Annotated in this window: 13 protein-coding genes; 7 read left to right on the forward strand and 6 right to left on the reverse strand. The window is 48.6% G+C overall.

Annotation, left to right across the window (positions count from 1 at the left end; all coding sequences use genetic code 11):
- Positions 1-19: 19 nt before the first annotated feature.
- Together HI950_RS24180 and HI950_RS24185 are read right to left on the reverse strand one after the other, a co-directional pair.
- Positions 20-1,600: a response regulator transcription factor gene (locus HI950_RS24180; RefSeq protein ID WP_317618439.1), complete on the reverse strand. Its 1,581-nt coding sequence runs from the start codon at positions 1,598-1,600 to the stop codon at positions 20-22.
- A 1-nt stretch (position 1,601) separates the two neighbouring features.
- A complete protein-coding gene (locus HI950_RS24185; RefSeq protein ID WP_169088327.1) occupies positions 1,602-3,371 on the reverse strand; it encodes a sensor histidine kinase in 1,770 nt (589 codons plus the stop codon).
- A 230-nt stretch (positions 3,372-3,601) separates the two neighbouring features.
- Between HI950_RS24185 and HI950_RS24190 the strand changes: the two genes are divergently transcribed.
- From HI950_RS24190 to HI950_RS24205, 4 genes are all read left to right on the forward strand, one after another.
- A complete protein-coding gene (locus HI950_RS24190; RefSeq protein WP_169088329.1) occupies positions 3,602-4,540 on the forward strand; it encodes an ABC transporter permease in 939 nt (312 codons plus the stop codon).
- Between the two features lie 19 nt (positions 4,541-4,559).
- Entirely contained in the window at positions 4,560-5,516 is a 957-nt protein-coding gene (locus tag HI950_RS24195; RefSeq protein WP_411268137.1) for a carbohydrate ABC transporter permease, read from the forward strand.
- Positions 5,517-5,616: 100 nt separating this feature from the next.
- Positions 5,617-7,122 carry an ABC transporter substrate-binding protein gene (locus HI950_RS24200; RefSeq protein WP_169088331.1) on the forward strand — a complete coding sequence of 502 codons (1,506 nt, stop codon included), beginning with the start codon at positions 5,617-5,619 and terminating at the stop codon, positions 7,120-7,122.
- Positions 7,123-7,179: 57 nt separating this feature from the next.
- Positions 7,180-11,847, forward strand: a complete 4,668-nt coding sequence (locus HI950_RS24205) for an endo-beta-N-acetylglucosaminidase (protein WP_169088333.1) — start codon at positions 7,180-7,182, stop codon at positions 11,845-11,847.
- A 1,134-nt stretch (positions 11,848-12,981) separates the two neighbouring features.
- Here the strand turns inward: HI950_RS24205 and lplA are convergent.
- The 3 genes from lplA to HI950_RS24220 all read right to left on the reverse strand — a co-directional run bounded on the left by lplA (position 12,982) and on the right by HI950_RS24220 (position 15,485).
- A complete protein-coding gene (gene lplA / locus HI950_RS24210) occupies positions 12,982-13,974 on the reverse strand; it encodes a lipoate--protein ligase (protein WP_169088335.1) in 993 nt (330 codons plus the stop codon).
- A 127-nt stretch (positions 13,975-14,101) separates the two neighbouring features.
- The gene (locus HI950_RS24215) at positions 14,102-14,506 is read right to left on the reverse strand and encodes a bactofilin family protein (RefSeq protein ID WP_169088337.1); all 405 of its coding nucleotides are present in this window, start codon (positions 14,504-14,506) and stop codon (positions 14,102-14,104) included.
- 1 nt (position 14,507) lies between these two features.
- Entirely contained in the window at positions 14,508-15,485 is a 978-nt protein-coding gene (locus HI950_RS24220; protein ID WP_169088339.1) for a M23 family metallopeptidase, read from the reverse strand.
- A gap of 126 nt (positions 15,486-15,611) precedes the next feature.
- On the opposite strand from HI950_RS24220, the gene HI950_RS24225 reads away from it, so the two are divergent.
- The gene (locus HI950_RS24225) at positions 15,612-16,304 is read left to right on the forward strand and encodes an NUDIX hydrolase (protein ID WP_223285476.1); all 693 of its coding nucleotides are present in this window, start codon (positions 15,612-15,614) and stop codon (positions 16,302-16,304) included.
- 74 nt (positions 16,305-16,378) lie between these two features.
- Here HI950_RS24225 and HI950_RS24230 read toward each other — a convergent pair whose 3' ends face one another.
- Positions 16,379-17,296, reverse strand: coding sequence for an AraC family transcriptional regulator (locus HI950_RS24230; protein ID WP_169088341.1), 918 nt, complete (start codon positions 17,294-17,296; stop codon positions 16,379-16,381).
- Positions 17,297-17,428: 132 nt separating this feature from the next.
- On the opposite strand from HI950_RS24230, the gene HI950_RS24235 reads away from it, so the two are divergent.
- Positions 17,429-18,484, forward strand: coding sequence for a Gfo/Idh/MocA family protein (locus HI950_RS24235; RefSeq protein ID WP_169088343.1), 1,056 nt, complete (start codon positions 17,429-17,431; stop codon positions 18,482-18,484).
- Positions 18,484-19,215 (forward strand): ThuA domain-containing protein, encoded by a 732-nt coding sequence (locus tag HI950_RS24240; RefSeq protein ID WP_169088345.1) that lies wholly within the window; start codon positions 18,484-18,486, stop codon positions 19,213-19,215. Before HI950_RS24235 ends, HI950_RS24240 begins: the two co-directional genes overlap by 1 nt.
- The last annotated feature ends 122 nt before the right edge of the window (positions 19,216-19,337 follow it).

Consider the following 19,337-nt stretch of genomic DNA (forward strand, 5'->3'; position numbering starts at 1 on the left):
TAAGAACGAGACCGCCAGCTTATAGCAGCTGACTGCCTCGATACTCCTTCGGAGAGACGCCGGTATATTTCTTAAATTGTTTATAGAAATACCCGGGCTCCAAATAGCCGATATTTTTGGAAATATCGCTTGTTTTCATCGCGGTTGTTTTCAGCAGCTTCTGCGCTCTGCTGATCCGGTACGTATTTACATAGTCGGAGAAGCTTTCGCCCGTTTCCTTCTGGAACAGCTGTCCAAGGTAGAACGGGTGGATGTTCAACGTCTGGCTTAACGTTTTGAGCGACAGCTCCTCCGAATAGCGCGTCTGAATTTGATGAATGACCTGCTTGATAACTGGACTGAAATCATCATCCTCGACCGATAAATAGTCCATCGCGGAACCGGCAATAAATTTGACATGCTCCGTCAGCTGCGTGATCGTTTGAGCCTTGAATAAAGCGGCAAACAGCTGCTTGTAATCGCTTGTCGCAAGCTCATGATTGAGCTTATTTTCCTTCACCGCTTGCTTCGTAAGAAGAATAAGCTCTATGGCGTAGTTATGAATATGGGCAGGCGAGAGTGTCTCCTGCGCTTGCAGCAGCGCAAATTGTTCATCAATAAAAGCATTTAGCGCCGCCTTGTTGTGGCCAAGCAGAAGCCTTTCGAATTCCAGCATGTCTACCGTAACCGACTTCGTCGAAGGGCGGTCTGCCGCAATCATTTTCTCATATCGGATAATCTCATCCTCTGAATTAGTCAGGAAATACTCCTGAAGGCGCTTCGAATGGTCATAGCTTTGCGACACGCCAGAATAATCGGCTTCCACGCTGCCAAGCGTAATAAGAGCTTGTACGCCAAGACGCTGCTTCAGCTCTTTGCGAATGGCTGTAAGCAAGGAGAGGGCTTTCTCCTGCACTTGCTCGGAGCTCATTCCTGTAAAGATCATGACGATATCGCCGTCCCGGTCGCTGATGCATATCGCATGCCCCGCCCAGTCCGCTTGGCTTCTACAAATGCTGTAAACCTCGTTGTCCCAGTGCCCAGGCAGCCAAAAGTCGCCGCCCGTATAAATCGGCATATCCCGTACCGTCTTGATGGAAGCTGCCGCATAGCAGCTGTTCTCCGTCGGAATGTCCAGCAGCTGCAGCCTGTTTTTGAGCTCCGTTTGATCGATCTTCCCGCTCACCCAGCGGTTAACGACATTGTCGCGCAAAATATCAAGCTGATAGGAGCTCGTTAATGCGGAACCCGCAGCCGTATGTATTTTTGCGACCGTGCTCGCAACCGTCTCCTTTAATTCCCCGATATTAATCGGCTTCAGCAAATAATTTTCGATGCCAAGCCGCATGCCCTCCCGGACATAATCAAACTCATGATAGCCGCTAAGAACAATAAACTTCATCTCCGGATGGATCGGTTTGAGCTGTCTTATCAATTCAAGGCCGTTCATATGGGGCATCATAATATCGGTGACAAGAATATCGGCGGCAGACATGCGAAGCGCCTTAAGCGCTTCCTCGCCATTGGAGGCTTGACCGGCTAACGTAAGACCGTATTCCTCCCAATCGATAATAGAAGCTAATCCTTCCAAAATAAAAGGCTCGTCGTCCACAATAAACACCTTACGCAAATTGTTGTCCCCCTTGGCCTGCCGGAATTTTTACAGAAATAACAGTGCCTTGCCCAGGCTCGCTGTTAATATGCAGCCCGTAGCCGCTGCCAAAGCATATTTTTAACCGCTCATTTACGTTGATAAGCCCAATGGAATCCGATGTCTGCGGCGGATGCTGCTCCAAGCTGCTTCGCAGCTGCTTTAGCCTCAAAGGCTCAATGCCGTTGCCGTTGTCGCTGATCAGCAATTGCAGATCACGGCCATCCCATTCGGCGGAAATCGAGAGATGGTTGTCGCTTTGCGACATTTTCAGTCCATGGATGATGTAATTTTCAATAATAGGCTGGATCGAGAGCTTTAGAATCGGAATGCTCATCCACTCTGGCTCGATGTTGATCTCATAGGTGAATTTCTGCAAAAGGCGAATCCGGAATAGATCCAGATACAAGCGGCAGTATTCGATTTCATCGGAGATCTTCACGATCGTTTCGCTCTTGACGGAGTACCTGAATAACGTTGCCAAAATGTATATCATCTCGCCGACGTCATCCGCTTTTTTGGACAATGCCCGCATTCGGATCGCCTCAAGCGTATTGTATAGAAAATGGGGCTTTATTTGCGCCTGAAAGGCTACGAGCTCGGCATGCTTCTCTCGAATCTCCGATTTGTATACCCGATCGATATATTGCGTCAAATCCTCGCACATTTGATTAAAGCGGCTTGAGATTTGAAACAATTCATCCTCCTTCTCGCGCGGAATTCTGACGGACAGGTCGCCATCCTGTACTTTTTTCATCGCTTGAACGATGACCTTCGTCCGTCTAGAGAAGTTGACGATCGTGAAATAGGTGAGGGTCATCGCCGCTGCAATGCAAATCACCGTCACTAAAATAAGCGTGTTTTTGAGTCCCTTCATATTGCCGTTAATCGTGGATTTCGGAATAATGCCAACGATCCAAAAGCCAAACTTATTCGTCGTTTGCAGGTTCATATACGATTCCTCCTCAAATCGCTGAATAGAAGAGGGGTTGTTTAGAAGCGGTGCAAAGGGATATTTCTGCCCATAATAACGGTTCGAGGAATCGAAAATGACATTCCCCTCAGGCGTCAGCACGACGACATAACCTTTCATTTCATCCGTTTTATCTTGAAACGTTCGGTATATTCCCGTTGAATCGTAGTCGATGATCAGGTTGCCCACGCTCTCCTGCGTGGTCATGTTATTAATGTTGCTAATCGTCGTATAGCTTCGATCGGTAGAGATGTATTTGCTAATAACGGTTTGCAGATCGGCATCATCGAAATAATAGTTTTGCGTATCCTTCGTCAGCGTAAATATAAATTTTTTGTCCTTGCTGTAAAGCGCGACCGCACGTATATCCGGATTGTTAACTAGCAGCAGGCGCAGAAAAGAGTTGATGTCCGGCGTTCGGACACCAGTTGCGCTGTATTGCAGCAAGCGTTTGTTCAAATAATCGGAGAAATTGTTTTGCAAGAAAGAGAGGACATCGCTCAGCAAAGCCGAGGATCCATCCCGGTAGATTTGTTGAATAATTTGCTGCGAGGTCGCATGCTTGATATCCAAATGGCTGCCTATGTCCGCTAGTATCTGCTTGTTCAAATCCAATTCCTTCTGTACCTGTGCAGTATTTAAATAGGTGTAGACAAAGGCAGAGAGCGTCGCCAGCGACACGATCGTTATGATCGCGTACATCGTTAATATTTTGTTGAACAGCTTTTGCTTATAGTGCTTTCTATAGAAATCAACGAATCTCTTCATGAAACGGGGCACCCCCTGCCGCTGTCATTAACGTTATTAAGTATACGCTTTCAATTTGAAATTGCACGGATTTTCTCTAGAAACTAGAGTACCACAATTTCCTAAAAATAGGGGAGCCTCCAAATTTGTTTCTTTGTTTTATCCACTTTTTTATTGATTTGTTCACTTTGGCAAACGCTTTCATTATGCTAAATTTAGGTCAACAATGACAAGGATTTGGGAGGGACAACATGTCGAGTCTAATGCGCGAGCTGCGAATGATAGGCCGAAACAAAGCTTTATTGCTGATGGTGCTTCCTGGAGCCATCTGGTTTTTTCTCTTTTGTTATCTTCCGATGCCGGGAGCTATCATCGCTTTTAAAAATTATAAATTTAGCCGGGACGGCTTTCTCGCAAGCCTGCTCAACAGTGAATGGTCGGGCTTTAAAAACTTCGAGTTTCTGTTTACGACGCAGGATGCCTTTATCATTTTTCGGAACACCATTCTCTATAATGCCGTTTTCATCGTGCTCGGAACGACTTTATCGGTATTTGTAGCAATCGTCATTCACGAGATTACGAACAAGAAGATGGCGAAAATTTATCAAACCGGCATGTTTTTGCCGCATTTTCTATCTTGGGTAATCGTGAGCTATTTTGTGTTTAGCTTCTTAAGCGTTGATCGGGGCGCACTGAACCAAATGCTTGATTTCTTAGGAATGAAGCCGATTTATTGGTATTCGGAGAAGGCATATTGGCCTTATATCCTAGTGTTCGTCAATTTGTGGAAGGGCGTCGGGTTTGGAAGCGTCATCTACTTGGCGGCGATTGTCGGCATCGACAAATCCTATTTCGAGGCAGCGATGATCGACGGGGCGAGCAAGTGGCAGCAGATTAGAAAAATTACGATACCGATGATTACGCCGATTATCGTTATTCTATTTATTCTCGCAATCGGCGGCATATTCAGAGCGGACTTCGGCCTCTTCTATCAGGTGCCTCGAGATACCGGAGCGTTGTATCCCGTAACGAATGTGATTGATACCTTTGTTTATCGGGGGCTGAAAGTAACGGGGAACATCGGAATGAGTACCGCAGCAGGCTTATATCAAGCTGTCATAGGCTTTGTGCTCGTTATCGTAACCAATATGATCGTTAGAAAAATAAACAAAGAGCAAGCTTTGTTTTAAAGGAAAGGGGAGCTTCAACTTGGCTGAAAACATAATCGTCAAACAGCAGAGCAAACCGGTACGAACAAAGAAGACAAGAGATATTCATAAGCTGCCTCCGTTTTGGAACGGGCTGGCACATCTGGCTATGGGCTTATTCTCCTTCATGTGCGTTTATCCGTTCCTGTTCATTATCGTCATTTCCTTTACGGATGAGCAATCGCTCGCGGTGAACGGCTACAGCATTTTTCCGGAAAAATGGTCCACATCGGCTTACGTATACATGTTCAAGACGGGTGACCAGCTGCTGCGTTCCTATGGGGTTACGCTATTTGTCACCATCGTGGGGACATTGCTGACGATTGCGATCGTCTCCCTTTATTCTTACGCAATCTCACGCAGCTATTTTAGATATCGCGGCATTTTTTCCTTTATCGCCTTCTTCACGATGCTGTTCGGCGGGGGATTAGTTCCCTCTTATATCGTAATGACGCAGGTTCTTCATTTGAAGGATACGGTGTGGGCGTTGATTCTTCCGATGTGCGTAAGCGCATTCTCGATACTGATTATGAGAACTTTTTTTAAGACGATGGTTCCCGATGCCATTATTGAATCGGGGAAAATCGACGGTGCGAGCGAGTTTCGCGTGTTTTTTTATCTGGTGCTGCCTATCTCGCTTCCGGGCCTAGCTACGATCGGTTTGTTCGCAGCCTTAGGCTATTGGAATGATTGGTTTAATGCGCTTCTCTATATTGATAACGCGAGCCTGGTGCCTTTGCAGTCGCTGCTCATGAAGGTTGAGAACAATATCCAATTTATTATTCAGAACTCGACAAGCGTAGCCGGTACAGAGCGCTCGGAGCTCATCAGGACGCTGCCGATGGAAACGACGAGAATGGCAATGGTTGTACTTGCAACGGTGCCGATCGTGTTTGCTTATCCTTTCTTCCAAAAGTATTTTGTGCAAGGCTTGACCATCGGAGCTGTCAAAGAATAGCTCCATAAGCACGGTTCACGGGTGTTATTAAGGCGCACGAGCCGGCAATCGGCATCGACGTATTAATATATATTTTCACAATTTAAGGGAGGAACAAAGAATGGTAGCAAAGAGCAGAAAAAGTATGCTTACTGTACTTGTTTTCATTATGATTGCTGTTGCAGCGCTCGCGGGCTGTTCTAGCGGAAAAGAGAATAGCGGCAGCAACGAGAAGTCGGAGCCTACCACCAATGCAGGAGAGAAGCCGGCAGCAGAGAAAAACGAAAAGCCTGTTAACTTGATTTGGTACACCATTGGCGGCGTACAGGCTGATCAAGATAAAGTAATTGCTGAAGTGAATAAGTACCTCACAGAGAAAATAAACGCCACGATTGAAATGAAGGTGCTCGACTGGGGCGATTACACGCAAAAAATGCAAGTGATTGCAGCGTCTGGCGAGCCTTTCGATATCGCGTTTACTTCTTCCTGGGCCTTCAACTATGTAGAAAGCGCAAGAAAAGGCTATTTCTACGAGATGGATGCGCTGCTTGATGAGTATGGCAAGGGGATCAAAGAAGTGCTCGATCCTGCTTTCCTAGAGGGCTCCAAAGTAAGCGGCCATAACTATGCGATCCCCACGAACAAGGAGCTGCCCGCACAAGCGGTATGGCGCTTCAACAAAGATCTAGCAGATAAATACAACCTGGATATTACGAAGGCGACTACGCTTGAAAGCCTTGAGCCGATGCTGAAGGCAGTTAAAGCAGGCGAGCCGGATACATATCCAATCCCGAGCAATATTGATCCGTTCCTGCCGTTCGATTATGCGCTTGAAGGGCTGCCAATTGGCGTGCCGCTGAATACGACCGATTTTAAAGTAGTAAATGTATGGGATACTCCTGAAGCGAAGCAAATGTTCGGCACGATGCACAAGTATTACAAAGCAGGCTATTTGCCTCCTGACGTTGCAGTCAAGCAAGGAAATGAGCATGAGAAAACAGGCAAATGGCTTGTAGATAAACAGCATACGGTACCTTTTGCAGATATTCTTTGGACGGACAGCATGCAATACCCGATTGCGTCCACGCCAATCCACGAGCCAATGGTATTTAACTGGTCGGTTACCGGCTCGCTGCAAGCGATCTCCGCGCAAACCAAATACCCAGAAAAAGCAATGGAATTTCTAAATCTGCTTAACACGGATGCTTACCTTCGCAACCTGTTGAATAACGGAATTGAAGGCGTGCATTACAAAAAGCTTACGGAGGACACGTTCGAGCCGATTCCAGATTCGGGTTACTCGATGCCGGCATTTACGCTCGGAAATATGTTCCTTCTCGATAAGCTCGCTAACGATCCGGCAGACAAGTGGGAGCAGTACAAAACGTTTAACAGCTCCGCAACAAATGCGCCGCTGCTTGGATTCCAATTCGATCCAACGAACGTCATGTCGGAAATTGCAAACGTAAAAAATGCGGTTGACGAGTATGGCAATGCTCTAAAAACAGGCTCTGTTAACCCGGATGAAATTCAGCCGAAAGCGGTTGAGAAGCTGAAAGCGCAAGGGATTGACAAGATTATGGCTGAAGTGCAGAAGCAACTGGACGAATGGCGCGCAAGTAAATAGAGAAATACGGAATCAGTTACAGATAGGGGAGAAGGGAAACAGAAAAGGGGAATTGAAATGATCACGAAGTTAAACGGGTATAAGTTTATAGCGGGTTTGTTTTTAGCTTGTTCGATCTGTATGGCATGGAGCGGTACGGCCAGCGCGAAGCAGCCGACCGCATCCGCATGGTTCGTTGATGATCTTCTGCAATGGTCGCCGGAGACAGACCCGGATGCCGCATTCAATCGAGCTTCAATCCCGCTTGCTAGCCGGACTAATGGAGGGTATCAAGTCAATCCGAATGCGTCGACAGCACCAAAGTTGGCAGCTCTTTCCGCTATGTATCAATCAACCAGCAAGGTGCCTTCCCAAGGCTCGGAGCAATTCGACGTTTACGCGTTTCAATACTGGCAGTATGTTGATCTGCTGGTGCACTGGGCAGGCTCCTCAAGCGAGGGCATTATCGTTCCGCCAAGCGCCGATGCAATTGACGCGGCTCACAAAAACGGCGTGCCGATTCTAGGCAATATCTTCTATCCGCCAACGGCATACGGAGGGAAGTTCTCTTGGGTAACAGACTCGCTGCAAAAGAATCCCGACGGCTCCTTCCCGTTTGCCGACAAATTGATCGAAGTGGCTGATTACTACGGCTTCGACGGTTGGTTTATCAATCAGGAAACCGCGGGAGGAAATGCCGCTACCGCAACTCTGATGCAAGAGTTTCTGAAATATTTGCAAGCGCACAAAAAGCCGGGCATGCAAATGCAGTGGTATGATGCGATGAACAGTACAGGCGCGGTCGGGTGGCAGCGCCAGCTGAACAACAATAATGCCATGTTTGTCGAGGACAACGGCAGAGTAACCGATAGCATGTTCATCGACTTCTCATGGAATCCGACCGGCCTTAACAACTCCAGAGCCAAAGCGGAAAGTCTGGGCAGAAGCCCTTACGACATCTACGCCGGCATTGATGTTGAGGCAAATGGAACGGGCTCGAATCCGAACTGGGGAGCGATCTTCCCGAATGGCCAGCCGGCAACGCTCTCGCTCGGCATTTACCGCCCGGACTGGGCGTTCAAGGTGCATAAGAGCAGAGAAGATTTGTATGCGAAGGAAAACCTGTTTTGGGTTGGTCAAAATGGTGACCCTAGCCGTACAACTACATCAGCGAGCTGGAAGGGCATAGCTAATTATTTTGTGGAAAAAACGCCGGTTACGAAGCTCCCTTTCCTTACTAACTTCAATACCGGCAATGGCGATTTCTTTGCGGTGGATGGCGAGGTGCTGCGCACGAAGCCTTGGAACAACCGAAGCTTGCAGGACGTTATGCCGACTTGGCGCTGGATTGCGACCAGCCAAGGAACCGCATTGAAGCCAAGCATCGATTTCTCGTCGGCTTATTACGGCGGAAGCTCGCTGAAGGTAGCGGGAAATCTATTGAATGCCAAAAATGCTACGCAGGTTAAGCTCTACAAAACAGAGCTTCCGGTAGCGTCAGACACAAGCCTGTCTCTGACGTTCAAAACGAATACGCCGGGAATGACGGACTCCAATATGCAGGTGGGGCTCGCGTTTGCCGATGCTCCCGAGCAATTTGTATTTCTCGATGTTGGGGAAGCAACGCCTAGCGAATGGCGTACGAAGAGTATCCCTCTCGAGGCTTACCAAGGAAAGACGATTGCTGCGATTTCCTTGAACTTCACAAGCCAGAAGGCCGTACTTGATTATTCGGTCAACATTGGGCGATTGTCGGTGACCGGCTCCGCAGCGCAAGGGGCTGGAGCGGGAGCGGTTGGAGAGCTAACGGTTCAGAATGAATTCACGACGGATATTTCTGCCGACGCCCGGATTAAATGGAGCAAGTCGGACTCGAATGCGGCTTATTACGAGATTTATTTGATTAAGCAAGACGGCAGCAGAGAGTTCCAAGGCGCGACGCCAAATACAGCTTATTATGTGCCTTCCATTAAGCGTATCGGCAAGGAACTGACAAGCGTCATTGAGGTTGTTCCTGTTGATGAGTACTACAGGCAGGGCACGGGAACGCAGGCTATTATCGAGTGGCCGGATTATCCGAAGCCGGAAGCGAAGTTTACGGCTGATGCTTGGTATGCCGCGCCGGGTGATGCCATTACCTTCTATGATCAATCGTTTGAGACGAAGGAGCGGGTCGTTTGGGAATTTCCGGGCGGCACGGTCGATTACAGCTCAGGAAATCCGAAGGTGACCTATGCGCAGGAAGGCATTTATACGGTTAAACTAACCGCCATCAATAGTGCTGGGGAGGATACGGCAACCGCGCAGGTTACCGTAACGAGCGACATTATTGGCGGAAAGCTGAATATGGCGTTAGGCAAGCCGGATAGCGCCTTTACCGCCGATTCGCAATGCGCGGCAGGCGAGGCCGCCAAATTTGCTTTTGACGGCAATGCCAAAACCAAATGGTGCGCCAACTCAGGGACTAACCCACACTTTGTGAAGGTTGATTTGGGACAAAAAGCGTTAATCAGCGAGTTTAAAATCGGTCATGCCGCATATGGCGGAGAAGCCGATGCGATGAATACGGATAGCTATAAGATTCAAGTCAGCAGCGATAACGCGACTTGGACAGATGTAGTAACAGTTGAAGGAAATACGAAGAGCGTAACCGAGCATAACATACCGTTAACGGAAGTCAGATATGTAAGGCTGCAGTTGGACAAAGCGACACCTACGGATAATACCGGCCGAATTTACGAATTTGAAGTATATGGCTTCAAAAGCCGGTTTGTCGAAATGATGAGCAGCGTCCAAAGCGCCGCCGATATGCAGGCCGCGCTGGAGTCGCCGGGGCTTAATCTGAATTTGAGCTTGTACAACAAGCTGGACGACTATACGAAGCGAGTCGTTTCCTATGAGGTATGGGAGAACAAGCCAGCTGATGGATTCATGGATAAAGCATCGCTGCAAGCGGCTGTGGACGCGGTTGTTCAAGGGTACGTCGAAGAAATGATAAGGGCTGCTGTTGAAGCGGTTAACGGCGCGCAGGATGCAGCTTCTATGAAGACAGCTCTGGAGGCTTCTGGGCTCGGATTGACATTGGAGCTGTACAGCCTGTTGGAGGATAGCCAGAAGTCCTATGTCGCTTCGGAGCTATTAACCAATCGTCCTGCTGAAGGATATGCGGATCAAGAGAGCATACGAGCAGCATTTGAAGCTCGGGTGTTTGGCGGCATAAGAGGCCACTGGGCGGAAAGCGAGCTTTTAGACTGGATCAAGAAAGGCATCCTTAAAGCGGATGACAAAGCGGAGATAGATCCGAACCGGACGCTGAAGCGATCTGAGCTGATAAGTCTGTTGAATAAAGGGCTGATTAAGGAGCTTACATTCGAGAGCGTTATGGCGCAAATTGCGGCGGATTACAGCATGGATGCTGAACTGCTTATAAACCGCGAGGAGCTTTTGGCGATTATTTCGAAAACGTTAGCGCTCGATACGGCTGTTGATGCCGATGCACTAAGCAAGTTTACAGATGCGGATTTAGTGAAGCTGCCATTTAAGCCATTTATTAACGCGCTGCTTGCAAATGGGCTTGCACCGCTATTTGCGGCAGGCGAGACGCTCTCTCCGCAAAATGAGGTTACGCTAGCGGAAGCCGTCATCTTGCTGCGGACTGCTCTAACCTATGACGGCGGCGAATCGCCGGGGGATGGGGACGGTGATGGAGATGGAGATGGAGACGGTGGCAATCCGCCGGTTGATGGCGGCGGCTACACGCCTCCAGTTACTCCTCCTGCTCCTGCAACGAAAGCAGACCAGACCATTACGGCAAACGGCTCGGGTATCGCCAAGCTAAATGATGAAATATCGGTGGCTGTAGCTGCTGGAACATCGGCTCAAGAGCTTCGCATCAGCATCGAGAAGCTGGCGAATGCCTCACAATGGATAAGTAATTCCGATATGGTGCTCAGCCCCGTTTATGAGCTGTTGAAGAACATAACTGGTAGTTTTGATAAGCCTGTAAGCTTGTCGATTACCTTCGATTCATCGAAAGTAGGAGCAAACCGTGTGCCGGCGATTTTCTACTACGATGAAGCCAGCAAGAAATGGATTAAAATAGGAGGAAAAGCTGCAGGCGGCATCATTACGGCTGAGGTCGATCATTTCACCAAATTCGCAGTCTTTAGTATCGACGCGAAGGACGCCGAGGAGACTAAGCCTCCTGTATCGTTTACCGATATTTCCGGACACTGGGCGGAGAATAGCATTAAGGATGCTGCCGCAAAAGGGATTGCCAGCGGTTATCCCGACAGCAGCTTTAAACCGAATGCGCAGGTTACACGTGCGGAGTTTACGGTGATGCTGGTCCATGCTCTACAGTTGAAAGGGGAAGCGAAGCCGCTAACCTTCAAGGACAGCGATGAGGTGCAAGTCTGGGCGAAGGAAGCAATAGCATTAGCTGCAGAGGCCGGCATCATCAGCGGTTATGAGGATGGAACGTTCCGTGCCGATGCAGTCATTACCCGCGCTCAAATGGTGACGATGATTGTTAAGGCAGCAGCCTTGCCGATAAGCGAAGTCGACAGCACCACTTTCGCTGACGATGCGGCGATTGCTCCTTGGGCGAAAGGCTATGTGATGACGGCTATACAAAGCGGCATTGTTCAAGGACGGGGCGGCAACCGCTTTGCTCCAAATGATTCGGCAACAAGAGCAGAGTCGGTTACCGTTTTGCTGAAAATGCTGGAGCTTATCAAGAAGTAAGCGAAGGCTGCGCCATTCTTTAGCCATACGCGATAGAGGGAGGGCACTGAAAAAGTAAAATTTTTCAGTGCCCTTTCGTATGCCGGGAGAGTGTTTTTTTGCAGCCGAGCCATCTTGAAAGGCTTCACTCGGTTTAGTGACCGATTGCTCCTTTTGAAAAAGTTTCCTTATTTACTCAATCGAAACTGTTTGGGAATGCTGGTTATACGACTCTCCGTAATAAACGGCCAAACCTTATTTCACCGCTGCGCTGGCGAGTGATGCTGAGATTGAAGAATGAGCTTCGGCTGGGAGAAAATAACGCTGAGGAAGCACATTATAAGATTGATTGAACAAATCCTGCCCAATGTGGATATGATCGTTCGAGGAAGTACCGAGCATTTCCGCACGCAAGTGCAGCCTCTCGAGCCATGATTAACGGGAAAAACTCCCGTTAATTCATACGATTTTGGGCGAAAATCAGGTTTAGATGGATTTTCTCCCGTTAATTCCTTGCTTCCGGCCCTATTTCGGTGAAAGTGCTCCGATTAACGGGAGTTTTTCCAGCTAATTGGACGATTTACCCTCCCACTAGGAAAATAGATGGAGATTTTCCAGTTATTTCTACTCAACTGAAATGGTTTGAGGATGCTGGTTATACGACCCACATCCGCTAATAAAAATCAGCTTAAACATAATTACGCCGCTTCGCAGGCGAGTGATGCAGAGGTTAAGGCTGTAACCTCTCGAGCTAGAATTAACGGGAAATACTCCCGTTATTTCATACGATTTTGGGCGAAAATCAGGTTTAGATGGATTTTCTCCCGTTAATTTCTAGCTTCTAGCCCAATTTCGGTGAAAGTGCTCCGATTAACGGGAGTTTTTCCAGCTAATTGGACGATTTACCCTCCCACCAGGAAAATAGATGGAGCTTTTCCAATTATTTCTGCTTAGTCGAAATGGATTGCGGATGCTGATTATATTTCTAACTTATCGCTTAGAATCAGGAGTGCTGGAATAAGCGGAAAAAGCCGATACGGATAGCAAGGTTAAGGAGCAAATGGCGGCGGCATTCCATAAGCTGGTTAGAAGATTTTATGGTTAGAAGCAGCAAACAGCCCCCAAGCATAAAGCTTGGGGGCTGTTTGAGCGATGTTATACGAGCAGCTCCATCCATTGTTCCTTCGTGACGGGGCCAAAATAGAACGGCAAATCGATGCCGTCGATGAGCTCTTTCAGCGCGGATGCTTCATAACGCGTGCCGATGAGCTGCTCTGCCACTTCATTGCGATCGCCGCGGCCGAAGAAATCGCCGAAAATAGCAGCGCCAACGATCACGCCTTCCTCCACCTGAAGGCGAACATCAAACGTTCCGGCTCCTTCAATCCGTTTCTTCTGCTGCACATTGAAGGCAGGAGAGCGGCCGTAGTTCCATTCCCAGCTGCGGTATCTCTCATCCGCAAGCTTATGAACGTTTTCCCAGTCCTGCTCCGTTAGCTCGTAGAACGGAATTTCTTCCGAGTCCTCGAAGATCGATTGGAGCAAGCTTTGCCTGAACTGCTCTACGGTCAGCGGCTCCTTCAAAAATTCCGAAATATTTGCGACACGGCTGCGGATCGATTTGGTTGATTTAGATACGTATTTCTCGGCATTGACCTTCAGCGCAGAAACGACATTTTCGATTTCGGAATCAAATAGCAGCGTTCCGTGACTGAACATTTTGCCCCTTGTCGAGAACTGCGCGTTGCCGGATATTTTTCGCTCGCCGACCTGAAGATCATTCCGGCCCGTCATTTCCGCCTCCACGCCGAGCTTATGCAGCGCGCGCACAACGGGCTCGGTGAACTTCTTGAAGTTGTGGAAGGATTGGCCGTCATCCTTCATAATGAAGCTGAAATTTAAATTGCCGAGATCATGATAGACGGCTCCGCCCCCGGAGAGTCTGCGGACGACGTGAATGCCGTTCTTCTCTACATACTCCGCGTTGATTTCCTCAACCGTATTCTGATTTTTGCCGATGATGATCGAAGGCTCGTTGATATAGAAAAGCAGGTAGTCGTCATTGTCAGGCAATGAACGCAATATATATTCCTCTAACGCCAAATTCAGCGATGGATCGTTAATGCCGTTATTGCTTACAAAGCGCATCGTTATTTCCTCCTATGTAGTAGCTCCTAAGGGCAATTATACCTGCACGAAGAGCTAGTTATCAAACCGGTCAAAAAAAAGCATTCCAGAGAACGGAGTCCCGCGGAATGCTTCTGTGCTTTGCTAATCAAGCGGATGTCGCCTTTGCAGCGGTTGCCGCAGCTGCTTCTGCGTTTGTCTCCTTAACAGGCATCTTGCTTGTTCCCTGGAATATGCCGCCAGCTTCGATCAGCAGATTCTCAGCCGATAGATTGCCGATTAGCGAGCCAGTCGCACGAATCGTAAGTGTCCCTTTCACCTCAACGTTGCCGAATAATTTGCCTGCAAGGATGAGGTCGCGAGCGCTAATCGTTGAGCGGGCGCTTCCGTTTTCACCAATGGTGACAAGGCCTGCGGACTCAATGTCGCCAATGACATGGCCATCTACGCGAATGCTTGCCTCGGATTTGATCTTCCCCTCGAAGGTTGAGCCTTCTCCGACTAGCGTATCGGTGGTGTCTGGATTTAGTTTGGCGCTTTTATTTTTAAACATGCTAGGGCTCCTTTCTGTCTGCTTTAATGTAAGGAACTGGATCTACGTTTTTGCCGTTGATGGACACCTCGTAGTGCAAGTGAGGTCCGGTGCTTCGGCCCGTGCTGCCTAGTTCTCCGATGACTTGGCCTTTCTTTACCTTGTCGCCAACTTCTGCGATATTCTTATGTAAGTGAAGGTAACGGGTGCTGATGCCTCTGCCATGATCAATCATGACATTAATGCCAAGGACACGGTCTCTCTCTGACAAAGTTACTATACCGTCTGCTGCGGCATATATTGGATCGCCGGTATTGCCGCCGATATCGAAGCCGGAATGATAGGTAGCTCGTCCCGTAAAGGGGTCTGTACGTATGCCGAACAAGGATGTCACCTTGCGTGAATCCGTAGGCCAGATCGTAGGCGTGATTTGTAAAATTTCCTGATAGCTCACTACCGCCTTTTTGGTATGCTGAAGCTGAGGTATTATCGCATCCATCTGCTGCAAAACATCCGCATACTGCTTGCTCGTCTCTAGGATGAGATCAGTCCCTGCCTCTTCCGGCAGCGGCAGCTCCTCGCCGCCTTGTCCGCCTTCCACCGTACTGAGGCTCGAAATGGAGACGGGAGCTTTGGTATCGATGCCGGCGAGCTGCTTCAGCTGCGATTCGAGCTCGCTGATCTCTACCATTTTGTTTTCCATCGCATGCGCTTGCTCCGAAAACAGAACGAGGTTCGTTTGCAGCTCGGATATATGGCTTTCATTCTCGGACAGCTGCTGCTCATATTGGAGAGCGGATGCCGCGAGCTGATTTTTCAGCGTATCAGTTACTGAAGCGTGCCGTGACAACAATAGAAAAAATAAAATGGCGCATGCAGCAAGAAGCGCGATAGTAATCGGCAATAAAATGATAATAAGACCGGATAGCCGGAATCGCTGAACGGATTGATTCGCATCCGGTATGATGACAAAGGTGAATTTTTTTGAAAGCCAATTCATGACGTTCCTCCTAAATTTCCCATAGCTTACCGACATGAGACATTCGACACTCTCCTACTAAAGTCCTTTATTTTCGAGTGAAATTTTGGTAATTTTTATTATTTCATCCCATTAGAGTGTCGGTATATGTCGAATTATTTCGTTAAAGGGTGGAGCGAGAAGCGCAGCAGCAAGCTTGTGGCTGGGCGAGGCAGACTATGCAGCGTCACAAATAATTCGTATAATCTGATGAGATCGAAGCTTATTACAGAGGTGATACAGGTGGAGGCAAAGTTTTGCATGGCATGCGGTCATGAGCTGGAGACTCGCGATGTTGACGGTACGATGAGAAGGGCATGCACGAGCTGCAGCTTTGTTCATTGGGGCAATTACAGCATTGGCGTAGGAGCGCTTGTCGTCAAGGATGATAAAATTCTGCTCGTTCGCAGAGCGCAGGAGCCGGGAAAAGGGAAATGGACGAATCCAGGCGGATACATTGAGCAGCTGGAAGCGATTCAAGATACCATTAGGCGAGAGGTGGAAGAGGAGTGCGGCGTGCAAGCCATCGTCAAAAACGTCTTGGCGCTGCGCGACCAGCCAAGAAGCATACATAATCTCTACGTCGCGTTTGAGATGGAATATGTGAGCGGAGAGCCAACACCGGATGATGTGGAAGTTGATGCGGCTGGCTTCTTCACCAAGCAGGAGCTGGAATCGATGGACGTTGCCAGCTTTACGCAGTGGCTTGTTGACGTCGCATTCAATGCCCGTTCAGAGGGTTTAAAAGTGGATACGGAGCCCGTCGTTCCGCTGAACGGCTACGGATTGTTTCGGGCATAAGACTCTCCAAATGATAGACCTCCACGAAGGATAAAAGCCAATAAAATAACCTCCGAGCATGCTTCGCTCGGAGGTTATTCGTCTATTTTCCTTGCTTGCTTAAAATATTGAGTGGGCGAGAGCCCGATATGTTTTTTGAAGACTTTGCTGAAATGATAGGGGTCATTGATGCCGATTAAATAACCGATCTCGCCAATGCTAAGCGGGGTTGTCTCAAGCAGCTCCTTCGCTTGATTGATGCGCACGGCATTGATATAACGGATTATCGATTGGCCGGTTACCTGCTTGAACGCGCGATTGAGATAATCGTAGTTGCTCTCGAACGCATGCTCAATGTCGCTGCCGGTTATTTTGGTTTGGTAGTTTTGATGGATGTAGTCAAGCAGAGCATTGATCTTCACAATCGACTTGGAAGGAATGAGCTCGCTCTGTTTCAGCTCATCCATAAAGTTCTCGCGCGATAGCTCGATGAGCAGCTGCATAAACCTTAATGCCGTTAAGCTTCGATTGTAATGCTTCCGCTTATAGAGCTGCTGCATTTCATTTAACGCATGCAGGGCGAGGCTAAACCTCTTTTTGTCCGCGATGGAATGGTACTTGGGGAAATAGCATCCATACGGATTGATATCGCGAATAGAAGGCTGATGCTGGGCAAACGGGGACTGCTCATGCTCGACGATAAAATAGTTGGCAAGAGCGTGCCTATCCTCGATCTTGATCGATTGGATATCCGAATGCTCGAAATGGATATAGTAGTAGTCGCACACATGCTTGGCCGTGCCCTCATGGGTCATATTGGGCTCAAGAATAAGGATGTCGCCTTTGCGCAGCACATAATGGTTGTCCTCTTCTTTCAGATGGAGCTCGCCGCTGCGGATGAAATAGAGCACATACTCGTCCACTTTTCGCTTGAAATGAATCCATGGGCTCTTGTAGGCGATAAAGCCCATCAGCTTGACGCGAGGAACGATATCGACGTTGATGGCCAGCAATTCCAATTCCCCCTTTGCAGAATAAAAAGTCGCTTTTGTACAAAAAGAGTCTCGATCCGACATTCCCGTTCATTCTAACACAAACTATACTGGGTTTGTAATTGAAGCGACTTTAAGGATAGGGTGATGCGGATGAAAAAGCTGAAAATCGGGGTTATCGGGCTTGGCGGCATTGCAAACTTTCATATTGAAGGCATATTGGCAAGCGAGAGCGCGGAGGTTTGGTCGATCTGCGACTGTAATGAAGAAGCGCTTTTGGCCAAAGGCGAGGAGCTGGGCGTGCCGCCGGAGCGCCGCTACGTAAACCATTTGGATCTGTTGAAGGATTCGGAGCTGGACGCCGTTACGATTGGCACGCCGAACAGCAATCATTTTACAATCGCGTATGACGCCATTAAGCACCGCAAGCCGTTTGCGCTGGAGAAGCCGATCGCGCTTGATGCGAAGGAAGCGATTATTCTACGGCAGGCACTAGCGGATGATCCACTCCCGCATATGGTGTGCTTCACCTACCGCTATAAGTCCGCGGTACGTTATGCCAAGCAGCTGCTGGAGCAAGGCACACTCGGCAAAATCAACCACGTGTACAGCCAGTATTTGCAAAGCTGGGGCATCAACGAGGATATTCCGCTCGTATGGCGATTCCGCAAGGAGCTGTCCGGTTCGGGCGCGCTTGGAGATTTAGGCTCTCATATTTTGGATCTAAAACGTTTTCTTATAGGAGAGACGGTTAAGGTCATCGCAGATGCAGGCACGATTGTGAAAGAACGCGCTCTCCTGGGCAGCGAAGGCAGGGGGGATGTGGACGTGGATGATTTCTGCCATGTGCTGGCACGATTCGCAAGCGGGGCATCCTCCTCGATGAGCATATCCCGTTTCGCCTTTGGCCGCGGCAATTATCAGCAGATCGAAATATACGGCACGCAAGGAGCGCTTGTCTATAACCTTGAGGAGGAGGACAGCCTTCATATTAAGCTTGGCGAGGAGCAGCAATTCCGTAAGGTTGATATCCCGGATTCATACAAAGCAAATCAAATGCAGTCGTTCTTCGATTTGCTAATCGGCAAGGGAGATGGCATGGACGCGACGATCGAGGATGGCTGCATCAATCAATGGACACTCGATGCCATCGTTCAATCCTTCACAGAAGAGAAATGGATTGCGATTGAACAGGAGGCTGCTAATTAATGGCGAACATAAAGGTGACCGTATGGAATGAATACCGGCATGAGAAAGTAAATGAGCATGTGGCAAGCATCTATCCGGATGGGATTCATAATGCGATTGGCGGATATTTGAAAACGGTGGACGGATTTGCTGTTGGAACGGCAGTCCTTGACGAACCGGAGCATGGCCTGACGGACGATGTGCTGACCAATACGGATGTGCTTATATGGTGGGGACATCTCGCACACGCTGAGGTGCAGGATCACATTGTTGAGAAAGTACGCGCCCGTGTTATGGAGGGGATGGGGCTCATCGTTTTGCATTCCGGGCATGGCTCGAAAATATTCGAGCGGCTGCTCGGCACGAAAACCGGCGATCTCAAGTGGCGCGACGATGGCGAGAAGGAGCGGGTTTGGGTCATTGAGCATGGTCATCCGATTGCTGACGGCCTAAATGATTATATTGAAATTCCGAAGGAAGAAATGTACGGCGAGCGCTTTGACATACCGGCTCCCGATGAGCTGGTATTCATCTCATGGTTCGAGGGCGGGGAAGTATTCCGAAGCGGCTGCTGCTACCGGAGAGGGAAGGGGAAGCTGTTTTATTTCCGCCCTGGGCATGAGACGTTCCCGATTTACCATCATCCCGATATTTTGCGAGTCATTGCCAATGGCGTACGCTGGGCGGCTCCCGTGCAAGGGGCAAGCATAACGTCAGGGAGGGTAGCGCCTCTCGAGCCGATTGGCAAATAATTGAATGCAAACAAAAGGTGTCTTATTTTTCTGCATGTATAGAAAAATAAGACACCTTTTTTGTTTTCCAAAAGATTTACAACTTGAACGCAGTAAAATGAGACACCATTTTCGCAATGAAA

The organism is Paenibacillus sp. PL91, assembly GCF_012935325.2.
In the GTDB taxonomy this organism is placed as follows: domain Bacteria; phylum Bacillota; class Bacilli; order Paenibacillales; family Paenibacillaceae; genus Pristimantibacillus.

Excerpts from the sequence above, each read along its gene's own strand:
- HI950_RS24185 (WP_169088327.1), bottom strand. The coding sequence starts at position 3,371 with ATGAAGAGATTCGTTGATTTCTATAGAAAGCACTATAAGCAAAAGCTG.
- HI950_RS24190 (WP_169088329.1), top strand. The coding sequence starts at position 3,602 with ATGTCGAGTCTAATGCGCGAGCTGCGAATGATAGGCCGAAACAAAGCT.
- HI950_RS24200 (WP_169088331.1), top strand. The coding sequence starts at position 5,617 with ATGGTAGCAAAGAGCAGAAAAAGTATGCTTACTGTACTTGTTTTCATT.
- HI950_RS24205 (WP_169088333.1), top strand. The coding sequence starts at position 7,180 with ATGATCACGAAGTTAAACGGGTATAAGTTTATAGCGGGTTTGTTTTTA.
- lplA (WP_169088335.1), bottom strand. The coding sequence starts at position 13,974 with ATGCGCTTTGTAAGCAATAACGGCATTAACGATCCATCGCTGAATTTG.
- HI950_RS24215 (WP_169088337.1), bottom strand. The coding sequence starts at position 14,506 with ATGTTTAAAAATAAAAGCGCCAAACTAAATCCAGACACCACCGATACG.
- HI950_RS24220 (WP_169088339.1), bottom strand. The coding sequence starts at position 15,485 with ATGAATTGGCTTTCAAAAAAATTCACCTTTGTCATCATACCGGATGCG.
- HI950_RS24225 (WP_223285476.1), top strand. The coding sequence starts at position 15,612 with ATGTCGAATTATTTCGTTAAAGGGTGGAGCGAGAAGCGCAGCAGCAAG.
- HI950_RS24235 (WP_169088343.1), top strand. The coding sequence starts at position 17,429 with ATGAAAAAGCTGAAAATCGGGGTTATCGGGCTTGGCGGCATTGCAAAC.
- HI950_RS24240 (WP_169088345.1), top strand. The coding sequence starts at position 18,484 with ATGGCGAACATAAAGGTGACCGTATGGAATGAATACCGGCATGAGAAA.